The organism is Pseudomonadota bacterium (assembly GCA_022361155.1).
GTDB lineage: Bacteria > Myxococcota_A > Polyangia > Polyangiales > JAKSBK01 > JAKSBK01.
In genome coordinates this window covers 1-11,536 of the sequence record JAKSBK010000424.1, presented here as the reverse complement: position 1 = coordinate 11,536, position 11,536 = coordinate 1, and the positions used below count along the sequence as shown (strand labels likewise).

The following is an 11,536-nucleotide window of genomic DNA, read 5'->3' as shown; positions in this document are numbered from 1 at the left end:
GGGCTCACGCGCACCGAGCTCCTCGCAGTCCCCGGGATCGGCCGCAAGCGGCTGGCCGAGGTCGTGGAGGCTTTGCACCAGTTCCGCACTCGCAGCGAAGAGGCGGAGAGCGTCCACACTCTCGATCGCATCTGGGAGCTCGCCGCGCGCCCCCTCAACGAACGTCAACGCATCGCCGTCGAGCGTGTGGTTGGCATTCTGGGCGAGCCGGAGGTACAGGCCGACGTCGCGCGCGACATCGACATGTCACAACCGCAAGTCAGCAACGACTGCTCCCGTGGCCTCGATCGGCTCGACGTCGCAGTGCTCTCCGACCTCATGACCGCGCTGGATACGATTCTCGACGGCTTTGGAGGCATCGTCCGGCTCGACGATCTGGGTCAACGATTCGAAGAGGAGTGGCCCGCCGGCATGGTATCGGGTGCTGGCATCGTCAGGCTGCTCGTCCGCCTCTCGTCAGCGCGCGCACAGCTCGTAGATGTTGACGGCGTCGAGGTACCGCTGGCGGCCCGGGCCGCGTTCGATCGCGGCACCCTGCGCGCGTTCTCCGCCGAGGTCGTGCGGCTTGCAGGCCAGTGGCCGCCGGTCGAGCCGGAGACCGCTCGTCGCACGTTGTCGGCTCTCCTGCCGCACTACGATGGCGATCCGCTCGCCCTGGGAGTCCGGCTCTGCGAGGACGTCGAGCTGACCGACAGCGGGCACCTGTTCATCGGCCCTGTCGATTCGAAGCAGAGCATTGCCTTTGTGCTCGAGCAGACGCGGGAAGCGATCCCCCTCGACGATCTCGTGCGCCGCGTTCGCAGGACCTTTGGAGAGGGAACGCCGTATCCCGACGCGGACCACTTGATGGAGATCCTCCGGGATCTCGACTGCCGGGTGCAGGGCCACTACATCATTCCCGGACGCACCGGGTCGGTCCTCGCCGCGCCGGCTCTGCCCGCCGACGAGTTGCCCGCTGTGCTCGGGAACGAGCGGAGCCCCGAGGAGGGCGTGCGCGACATGCTGCGCGATGCTGCTACGTCGCGCGGCTTCCGCATGCTGGTGACGCCGCCCGAAAAGCACGCCGAGATCGGACACTCGGTCGCGCAGGCTCTCGGCGGCACGTGGGTGTCCTTTGACGACGCGTTCTTCACCGACCACGGCGCTGACGTGTCGGCGCTCGAGCGCGCGGAGCGCTTCGTCGCACAGCGCGATGCCCTCACCGAGGCTGCGGAAGAGACGCTCTTCCGACTTCTCGAGGAGCATGGCCGCCCCGGAAGCGTCGTCGTTCTCGGCGACACCGCGCTCTTCGGCTTGTGCGAGGCGCTCGATCTGCCACGCCGACTGTACGACGAGACGCTCTCGGGCAGCCGGGGCTTCTGGGTGCTCGTCGTCCCCGGGGTCATCCACAATCGCCAGCCGCGCTTCAATGAAGGGCCGCCCATGTGGCACCTCGAGGGTGCGACGCTGCCCGTTCTGAACCCGCTGCCCGCGGCAGCTCAAGCAAAGGAGCTGTCGTGAAACCCGCCGATCGAGCCCGACTGACCACCGCCCTTCGCGACCACGTCGCCAAGGTGGCCGAGGACCTTCGCGCGAAGATCCGCGCCGAAGGTCCGGCGCGCGATCGGGCGAAGAAGCTGCACGCAGACGAGCAGGTCGGTGAGGACTTCGACGTGTGGACCGACCTGTTGGCCCGGCGCGCAGCCGTGCTCTGGGTTCTCAAGTCGGTCTACGTTCGTGTCGTCGAGGATCGAAAGCTGCTCTCGCCGGGACGGATCCTCGACATCGAAGCTCAGCAGCTCTTCGAACGGCTCGCCCCGAACCTCGGCGAGACCGCGTTCCTTCGCTGGGTGTACCGGGATCTCGCGAGCCCGAAGGGCGGTCTGCCCGAGCTCTTCAGCCCGCAGCCAGCCGAGGTCGTATCGCCATCCGACGAGCTCTCACGCGAGCTGCTCCTCTTCTGGCGTCACCGCGACCCCGACACGGGCACGCAGTGGAGTTTTGCCGACGAGCGCTTCGAGGGCGAGCTCATGGGCGACCTCTACCAGGACCTCGATCCGGTCGTGAAGGATCGCTTCGCGCTCTGCCAGACGCCTGACTTCGTGCGCGAGTTCATCCTCGACCGCACGCTCACGCCGGCCATCGAGACCTTCGGCGCCGACGCGGTCCGGCTTCTCGATCCCGCGTGCGGCTCGGGTCACTTCCTGATCGATGGGCTCAAGCGGCTGGTTGCTGCCACCGCGGAAAAGCAGCCCGAGTGGAACAAGAGGAAGCTGGTCACCCACTGCCTCGAGCGGGTCGTCGGTATCGACCTCAACGACTACGCCTGCGCGCTCGCGCGAGCACGCTTGGTGATGACTGCGGCCGAGCTCGCCGGCATTGGGACCCTCGCGGAAGCGGCGCAGTTTCACCCGCACGTGTACTGGGCGGATGGACTCGAGCAGGTGGAGAAGGGCAAAGACACGCGCGGGCAGCAGCTCGACCTACTGGACCCAACCAAGAACGAGGCGCCCAGGGCGAGCCTGACGAAGCCCGAGGTTCGGGCCGCGCTTCGGGAACTGCTGCAGCCTGGATTCCACGCCGTTGTGGCGAACCCGCCATACATTGTCGAGAAGGACGACGCGCAGAAAGCCTACCACCGTGAAAGAGTTGGAGGGCGTAGGCGCTATGTTTCGGCCCACCGCCAGTACTCGCTGGCATCGCCATTCACCGAGCGCTGCTTTCAACTCGCGATGCGCGACGCCTTCGTTGGGCTCATCACCAGCAACAACTTCATGAAGCGCGAGTTCGGCAAGCCGCTCGTCGAGAAGGTGCTCGCCGCGCTCGACCTAACCCTTGTCGTGGATACATCGCAGGCCTACATCCCGTTCCACGGCACGCCCACGGTGCTGCTGTTCGGTTGCAATGGGCCACCATCTCGCGAAACGGTCCGGGCGGTGATGGGCAAGCGCGGGGAGAGCGGCACCCCAGACGACCCGGCCACGGGCCAGGTGTGGTCCAGCCTCGTTGAGGGCTGGGATCACGTCGGTTTCGAGAACGAGTACGTGAGCGTTGCCGAGCTGCCGCGGGAGACCCTGAACGGTCACCCGTGGAGTCTGGGTGGCGGTGGTGCTGCGGAGTTGAAGGAGAAGCTGGATGCAGCGGCAAATCGACGATTGAAGAACATCGCGCATGAGATCGGACGAACGACCGTTTGCGGTCAGGACCCTATCTACATGATGGCTCCGGACGCAGCCGCACGTCTTGCGGCTCCTGAGCTCGTCAAGCCGCTCACTATTGGCGAGGTAGTACGGGATTGGTCCATTCAGCCAAGCGAGCACGTGCTCTACCCCTACGTTGAGATGGGCGGCGCTCCTATCCCAGCCGATCACCCTGCTGTAAGGAAGTACTTCTGGAGCTTCCGTACGCTGCTGCGATCACGAACGGTGTTTGGAAAATCTCCCGAGCAGCGTGGGGGGACTTGGTACGAACACCTGGAGCACTATGCAGAGCGCCTTCGCACCCCCCTGTCCATCGCATTCGCGTTCGTAGCAACCCACAACCATTTCGTTCTCGAACGCGGCGGCAAGGTGTTCAAACAAAGCGCACCGGTCATCAAGCTCCCGCCGGACGCCACCGAGGACGACCACCTCGCGCTGCTCGGCCTGCTCAACTCGTCGGTAGCCTGCTTCTGGATGAAGCAGGTTTTCCACAACAAAGGCATTCGTGGTCAAGGTGGGGGGCTCACGGTCACGGACTGGGAACAGTTCTACGAGTTCGATGCTACGAAGTCAAAGCTCTTTCCGATAGCCAAAGACGTCAAACGGGCAAGCAAGTACGCAAAGCAGCTTGACCTATTGGCGCGCGAGCGGCTTGAGCGGCACGCAGGCGTGATATTGGACGACGTCGAGTCGTGGCTAACCGCGCGAGAGCTTCGATGCGCCTTGGATAGGCGTCGCGAGCAGGATTTTCTTGATTTTCAGCGCATGGCCGCCCTTCAGGAGGAACTCGACTGGCTCTGTTACGCCCTCTACGGGCTAGACGACCAAAGCGATGTGGTTTCGCCCGATGAAGTTGAACCGCTACTGCCAACGTATCTTCCTTGGTGCTTGGACTTCGCGCAACGCGATGCCGCAAACCGTGCTGCTCTGGCAAACGGAAAGGATGCAGATGAGCTTCCGACCGTCTGGTTCGAGCGTCACCGATGGGACCCGGTTATCGCCCTTCCGCGCTCCGTTTCGTCCGGCACACGGGCTCGAATTGAGGCACGGCGTGAGCGGACGCGCAGGAACCCGGAGCTCGCATTGATCGAGACGGCGAACTTCAAGCGCCGCTGGTACAGACCGGACTACGAGTCCCAAGAGAAGCAGGCGTTGACTACGTGGCTTGCCGAGCACGTCGAAGCAGCCGCGCAGGAACGGGGACGGACCGCGACAATTCAACAGCTCGTAGCTGCCCTCCAGGGCGACACTCATGTCCTAGCTGCGTGCGAAGTGCTCACCGGACGTCGTGACTTCAATCTGTCGCATCTCGTCGCACAGACGATGTTCGGGGAGGCGGTACCGAATCATCGGTTTCACATCTACAAGCCGAGCGGTCTAGCAAAGCGAAGTGTATGGGAACGCACCTGGGCGGACCAGCGTTGCGAGGATGCCGGGGAAAAAGTCATACCAGAAGTTCCACCGTCGTATCGTACTGGTGACTTTATCAAACCCGAGTACTGGAAGCTGCGCGGCAAACTCGATGTCCCCAAGGAGCGTTTCATCGCTTTCACCGAGGTGCCCGGTCGCAACAATGTCGACACGCTGTATGGCTGGGCAGGCTGGACGTCGCTCGAGCGCCTGAAGGCAATCCTCGCCATCGACGAAGAGCTCGAGGACGGCGGGGTGCCCTTGGCCGATCGCATCGCTCTGCTCGACAGCGCGTGGCGGCTTCTTCCCGACGTGGCGCGCGAGGACGCCACGGCAGCGAGCAGGCTGAAGGCCGAGCTGCAGGCCCTCGTGGGCAGTGACGGGCCCAGCAGGGAGTTGCTCGAGGAGTGGCGCAAGCGGTTCCCACCGCCGAGCTCACGCGCGAGCCGCAAGAACAGCAAGGCGACCAAGAAGAGCGCGGGACGCAGGAAGCGGAGCAGCAAGAAGAAGAGCGAGGCGAACGGCGCCGAGGTTCAGGAAGAGAGCTAGGCCATGACCAACGGCAACAAGTTGACCATCACGCGGGCCTACGAGGTCACTCCATGAAGTCGCAACTGACGCAGATTCGGATTGCAGGTTTTCGTTCACTGCGCGACGTCACCCTCGAGCTGACACCGCTCACTTTGCTCATTGGACCGAACGGGTCGGGCAAGTCGAATCTTCTAACAGCGCTGCGGATGGTGCCGCTGATGCGGACACAGTCGCTGCGCCGCCTTGTGGGCGAACAGGGCGGCGCGTCTGCGCTCTTGCACTACGGTGCCAATACCACCCGGGAGATCGAGCTCGAGTTGCGGTTTGCTGTGGACAAAGGTGAAGACACCTACGGTGCGCGTCTCGGGTATGCGGCGGGCGACGCGCTCATATTTCTAGACGAGACCGTCTTTTTCCACGCGACCGATCAGCCCAAGCCCCTCCGCGTTTCACTGGGTGCCGGTCATGCCGAATCGTTGTTGGATGCCCGAGCCAAGGAACCGAACGCAGCGGCGGAGCGCGTGGTCAACGGTCTTCTGTCGCGCATCGGCTTCTTTCACTTCCACGACACATCGCCGACTTCGCCGCTGCGTCAGAACGCCCGTCAATCGCAAGACCGCTATCTCCGGTCAGACGGCTCCAACCTCGCAGCATTCTTGTACCGCTTGCGCACAAACGATAGCCAAGATGTGCGTCCGGCCTGGAATCTTATCGAAGGGCTGGTGAGAAGAGTCGCGCCGTTCATCAAGGCGCTCGAGCCAGACCTGGTTGATCCCGATGGGCCAGATTCAGCCGTGCGCCTCTACTGGGTCGATGAGCGCGACCATCGTTTCGATGTCCATGATCTTTCGGACGGTACCTTGCGTGCCATCGCCCTGATCGCGGCCCTCGGGCAGCCATCTGCAACGCTGCCCCAGTTCATCACTATCGACGAGCCCGAGCTGGGGTTGCATCCAGCGGCTCTCTCTCTCGTCGCCTCCCTCGTCCGGGCGATCTCGTCGCGCTGCCAGGTTTTGCTGTCGACCCAGTCGCCCGCGCTCCTCGACGAGTTCGAGCCAGCGGACGTGGTGGTGGTCGAACGCCAAGATGGGGCGAGCCACTTCAAGCGTCTCGATCCCAAAGCTCTCGAAGCGTGGCTCGAGGACTACTGTCTATCCGAGCTGTACGACAAGAACCTGCTGGGAGGGCGCCCATGACGCCCGTCTATGTCGTGCTCGAGGGGCAAACCGAGCTAGCCTTCGTCAAGAGTGTGCTCGCTCCCCACCTTGCACGCGTGAAGGTCTACGCGACGCCTATTGTAGTTTCCACGAAGCGGGAGCGCGACGGACGCAAGCACCGAGGCGGCGGCGACTGGGGCAAGTGGAGAGCTGACCTCCGGCGCCTTTGTTGCGACGGCCGGCCGGAGGTTCGCATTACCACGCTATTCGATCTCTACGGCCTTCCAAAGAACTTTCCTGCTCTCTCTGTCCACTCAAGCGTCGGCGATACTCGGAAGCGGTGCGAGCTGCTAGAGGAGGAAATGGCCAAGGTCATCGGCGACCGGCGCTTCATCCCGTACCTGCAGCGCCACGAATTCGAGGCACTGGTTCTTGCGGGCCTTTCTGTGTTGGATTCGATACTGCAAGACCCGGCAGACCGCGCTGGCTTGTTGAAGCTCAGGACCGACATCGGCAGCCTCGATCCAGAAGACGTCAACGACGGCAACGAGACCGCACCATCGAAACGCCTCGAGCGATTCATCCCGAGCTACAACCCGGGCGACCGAACGAAGGGCGAAGGGAAGCCATTCTATGGCGAGCTGGTAACGATCGAGACCGGCCTTTCAACCCTGCGTGCGAAGTGCCCGCGGTTCAACGCGTGGATCGCCAAACTCGAAACGTTGGCGGAGGCGCAGCCGTGACCCTGACGATCACCGACGCCTTCGACCTTCCCCGGCCGGAAGACATCCGGGCGATGGGCTTCGTGATCAAGCTGCGCGAAGCCGAACCCGGCTCCGAAGAGGTCAAGCAGCTCGTCAACGACTACGTCATCACGCCCGCGGTTGAGAAAGAGCTCCCCCGCATCCTCGACGACATGAAGCAGGTCTTCGATCGCGGCGAGGAATACGGCCGCTTCATCCACGGCAGCTTCGGGAGCGGCAAGTCGCACTTCATGACGATGCTGGCGATGCTCCTGGAGAACGTCTCCCCCGCTTGGGACAAGTTCCGGTTTCTGCTGAGGGCGCATCGCGACGAGCTCGCGAGCAAGGGCCGCGAGGTTCCCGGCCACGAGACCTGGATTCCCAATGCGAAGCTGCTCGTGGTTCGGATCCACATGCTGTCGGTGCGCGGTCGCGCCACAGGCTTCGACCGGGCCGTGTACGACGCGTTCAATGAGGCTCTCAAGGGGCGCGGCAAGGCGCCCTTCGAGTTTCTGAACGTCGACGCTATCTTTGACGAGGTTCGCCGGGAGGCCGACGAGTATGGCGACATCGTTTGGAAGCGCCTGGAGACCGCGGGAATCGTCGGTGGCCGCGACGACTTCGAGAAGCTCGCGAGCGGCTCCGCCAAGGCCCGCGAACGCTTCGCGCGCACCTGGCTCGAGTACAAGGGGCGCGACCCGTCGCACGCGGGAATCGACCCGCGCTGGAGCGAAGGTCTCAAGCGCATGGGGGAGCACGCCAGGTCTCAGGGCTTCGGTGGCATCGTGCTCATGGTCGACGAGTTCCTGCTCTGGCTCGCCGAGAAATCCGGGCAGGAGTTCGTTCGCGAGATCAACAGCCTCAACGTCATCGTCGATCACAACACCGGTCAGCGCCCGGCCCCCGTCTTCGTGTTCGTCGCGAGGCAGCGGAACCTGCAGGAGTTCTTCCCGGACCTCGTGGACGAGAGCAAGATCCACGAGCACCTCGACCACCACGCGAAGCGCTTCGAGGTCACCAAGCTCCAGGACGTCGAGCTCCGTCACATCGTACGCGGGCGTGTGCTTCGCGCGCGGGACAAGGAGGCCGTCAAACAGGCCGTCGGTGGCCTCACGGATGCACACCAGAAGTTGCTGCCCGCGCTGCTGGCGGGCGCCGACATCGACTACCTGCGTGACGTCTACCCGTTCCACCCGGCGCTCATCGAGATGCTGGTGGACGTGACCTCTCTGATGCAGCGCGAGCGCTCAGCGCTGCGGCTGCTCTACGAGCTACTGGTACTGCACTACCCGAACCTGCCACTCGGCGAGTTTCTGCCGGTTGGCTCGGCCTTCGCCGCCATCTTTCCGGAGTCCGGGGTGGAGGCGAGCAAAAAGGTCGAGCTGATGCAGGACATCCACCATCAGTACTACGCGCGGCTGGCGCCGGCGATGCAGAAGATGGCGGAAGACGACGCCAGCGACTTCGACGAGGAACGGCGGCGAGCGCTCGACCAGCTCGTGAAGACCGTGCTGCTTGCGGAGGTGTCTCCGAGGCTCAAGGAGGGAGGTCTCACCGTCGAACGGCTGGTGCAGCTCAACTCGGTCGACGTTGAGGGCGAGACGTTCCGAGGCCGGGTGCGCGTGGCCGAGACCGACCTGCTCGCGCTCTCCCAGAAGGTCCCGGACCTTCAGGTTGCCGGCCAGGGCAAGACCGCCATCGTTCGCTACGTCCTCGGCCGGGTCAGCCTGGGCGAGATTCTCAGCCGGGCGCGCTCCAAGGTCGACAACGTAGCGCAGCGCTTCAAGGTCTTCTGGACGGCGCTGAAGGACGCGCTCGAGATCTCGGACGTCAAGGGCTTCGAAGAGGGCGGGCCCAACGAGGGAGACTGGGATCTCACTTGGCGTCGGACCAGGCGCAAGGGGCGCATCAAGCTCGGCAACGTCCGAGAGATGTCCTACGACGACTTCGATGCGCCGGCCGGCGCGTTCAAGGTACTCGTCGACTACCCGTGGGACGAGCCCGGCCACACGGTGGACGAAGATCGTCTGCGCGCCACCAACGTGCGCAAGAAGCGAGGCGTGATCTACACGGCGTGCTGGTTGCCGCGGCACATGAGCCCGACCGAGCTGGGAGTGCTCACCGAACTCGCGGCGGTCCGATACCTGCTGTCCGATGCCGGTCAAGAGGACCTGCTGGAGACCCTCGGTCCGCAGGATCGCAGCAAGGTCATCGAGCAGGCCGGGGTTCGCGAGAACCAGCTCAAGGGACAGCTCGTCGAGCTCCTCCGTGAGGTCTACGTCCGCCACGGCGAGCTTCTGGCGCTCATATCGGACGTCGACTCGCGACCACAGGACGGGCTGACCCTCGCTGAAAACCTCAGCCGGATCACTACGCTCCTCATGGATCGCCAGTATCCGCAGCACCCTCACTTCGGAGCGGAACCCAAGAGAGGGGACCTCGAGACGCTGCTCGATTGGATGGTCCAGGCGGGTGAAGCCAACGTCTCGGTCGCCTATGACGAGGGGGCTGGCAAGGTTCTGCGGACGCTCGGACAGCCGCTCGAGATCGTCAATCTCGGCCAGACCAAGGCCTCGCTCCGCCTCGACTCGCGGTACATCAAGGATGTCTTGCAGCGCGCCGACAAGGACTCGGTGGCGTGGGCCCCGATCGCCGAGCATCTGCGCGACACGTACGGCCTCCAGCCGCCGGTGGTCGACCTCTTTCTTTGCTTCCTCTGCCAGCGGGACCATCGGGCGCTGCAAGAAGTCGACGGAGAGCCGGTCGATGCGAAGATCGGCATGTCGCCGTCGCTGCGGATCCGACTGCAGCGCGGCACGCTGATCGGTGCTGCGGATTGGCACCGACTGCGGGACCTCGGGAATCACCTCTTCTCAGAGCCCAGACCGGGAGCGCACCGCTCGCTTCAGGGACAAGACAGGTTCGCGGCGACGCTGAAGCAGCGCGGCAAGGACAAGCGCACGATTCTGCAGCGGCTTCACCAGCGCCTCGTCAACCTCGGCGCAGAGGGGAGCGCTCGCGTCGAGGAGCTGGCCGGCGCGAATTCTCGCCTGGCTCCTCTGGCCCGGGCGACGACCGACAGCCACGAGGTGCTCACCGAGCTGCTCGCGGCCTGGCCCGATGACGCCCCGGATCCTCTGCGCAGCCTCGTGCAGAGCGCTGAGGCCGTGCGTGACGCGCTCGCCGATCTCAACGAGAACGCTCGCAAGAACTTGAAGGCCGGAGTGAACCACAACACCCTTGGCTCCGATGTGCGGGACCATCTGGAGGCTCTCGCGGGACGATTGGCGGCGGCGCAAGCCGAGAAGCCGTTGGCGAAGGAGTGGGTCAAGGAGTGGAACAAGACGGCACAGCAGCTCATTCACAAGCTGCTGGAGCAGCCTGCGCCGCCACCGCCGCCAGGGCAGCCTGCGCCGCCCACCGGACAACCGCAGGCGCCCGTGCCCCCTCCACCCAGCGCGGCAGCCACGCTCTGTGAGCAGCGGCTCAACCCAACGGATCCCGATGCTGTGAGTGACTTCCTTGTCGAGGTCCGCGCTGCGCTTTCGAAGCAGAGCGATGCCAGCATCCGCGTGGCACTGGTGCGGCAGGAGACCCTGTCGTCCGAGGAAGACGGCGAGTGAGCGCTTCGCAGCTGCTACTGCGGCGGTTGCTCGAGCAAGCGGGCGGCGCCGCCGAGACCGGCTACGTCCTCGTCATCGACGGCGAGGGCCTGGAGGACCTGCCGGACGAGATTCCGACATCCAAGGGATCCTACGCCGTTCATCGTGCCGGTAGCGAAATAGGCCTGCGCCACTTGCTCTGGAAGGCCAAGGGCGCGCCGTTGATCGCCGTGCTGCCGGAGCAGCTCGCCCGCCGCGTGCAGAAGGCGCCAGACCTTCTCCGGCGGGCCCGCAACCAGCGCGTGCACGCGCTCTCGGTCAACGACGTGCTGGAGGTCGTGCTTGGCGTGCGCGTTGTCGGTGCAGAGGCACCGTACATGCAGCAGCTCGCGCTCGAGCACGTCGACAAGCTGGGCATGGCCATCAGCCAGAGGACGCTGCCCACCGTCGTCGATCGAAAGCTGCTGACCGAGCTCCTTGTGGACGCCAGCGTCGGGGAGCAAGTCCGCACGCGGACGCCCGCAGAGCTGCTCGCCACTTGGGTGCAAGATCCTCCGCACTGGCAAGAGAACGTGAGCCAGCTCGTCCGCGATGCGCTGCCGAGCCTGCATGGGGACGAGGGACAGCTTCTCGCATGGGCGCTCGGAGAACCAGAGCAACGTCTTCGACAGCTGGTCGTGCACGGCGCAGTGTTGACGGTGGGCGCAGTGTTGACGGTGGGTGCAGTGTTGACGGTGGGCGCAGTGCTGGCGGTTGATGCCCCAGAGCTACCGAAGCCTGCATGGGGACCGCTGTGGCGCGCCGCCACGGAACACCCCATCGAAATGGACCGACGGATCCTGCGCCGGACGCTCTCTCACCTCGCCGAAGAGACCCTCACCGTGCTCGGGGACGGCGCGAGCTCGCTTCTGGCC

At 64.6% G+C, this 11,536-nt stretch carries 6 protein-coding genes; all 6 read left to right on the top strand.

What is annotated here, in order from left to right:
• A partial coding sequence (locus MJD61_16365) for a hypothetical protein (protein MCG8556837.1) occupies positions 1-1,500 on the top strand: 1,500 nt, incomplete at its 5' end.
• Positions 1,497-5,138, top strand: a complete 3,642-nt coding sequence (gene pglX, locus MJD61_16360) for a BREX-2 system adenine-specific DNA-methyltransferase PglX (protein ID MCG8556836.1) — start codon at positions 1,497-1,499, stop codon at positions 5,136-5,138. The genes MJD61_16365 and pglX, both read left to right, overlap by 4 nt.
• A 53-nt stretch (positions 5,139-5,191) precedes the next feature.
• Positions 5,192-6,316, top strand: coding sequence for an AAA family ATPase (locus MJD61_16355; protein MCG8556835.1), 1,125 nt, complete (start codon positions 5,192-5,194; stop codon positions 6,314-6,316).
• A complete protein-coding gene (locus MJD61_16350) occupies positions 6,313-7,020 on the top strand; it encodes a DUF4276 family protein (GenBank protein ID MCG8556834.1) in 708 nt (235 codons plus the stop codon). The genes MJD61_16355 and MJD61_16350 overlap by 4 nt, the downstream gene beginning before the upstream one ends.
• A complete protein-coding gene (locus tag MJD61_16345; GenBank protein ID MCG8556833.1) occupies positions 7,017-10,643 on the top strand; it encodes a DUF6079 family protein in 3,627 nt (1,208 codons plus the stop codon). The genes MJD61_16350 and MJD61_16345 overlap by 4 nt, the downstream gene beginning before the upstream one ends.
• Positions 10,640-11,536: hypothetical protein (locus tag MJD61_16340; GenBank protein MCG8556832.1), on the top strand; the 897-nt coding region annotated here is incomplete at its 3' end. The genes MJD61_16345 and MJD61_16340, both read left to right, overlap by 4 nt.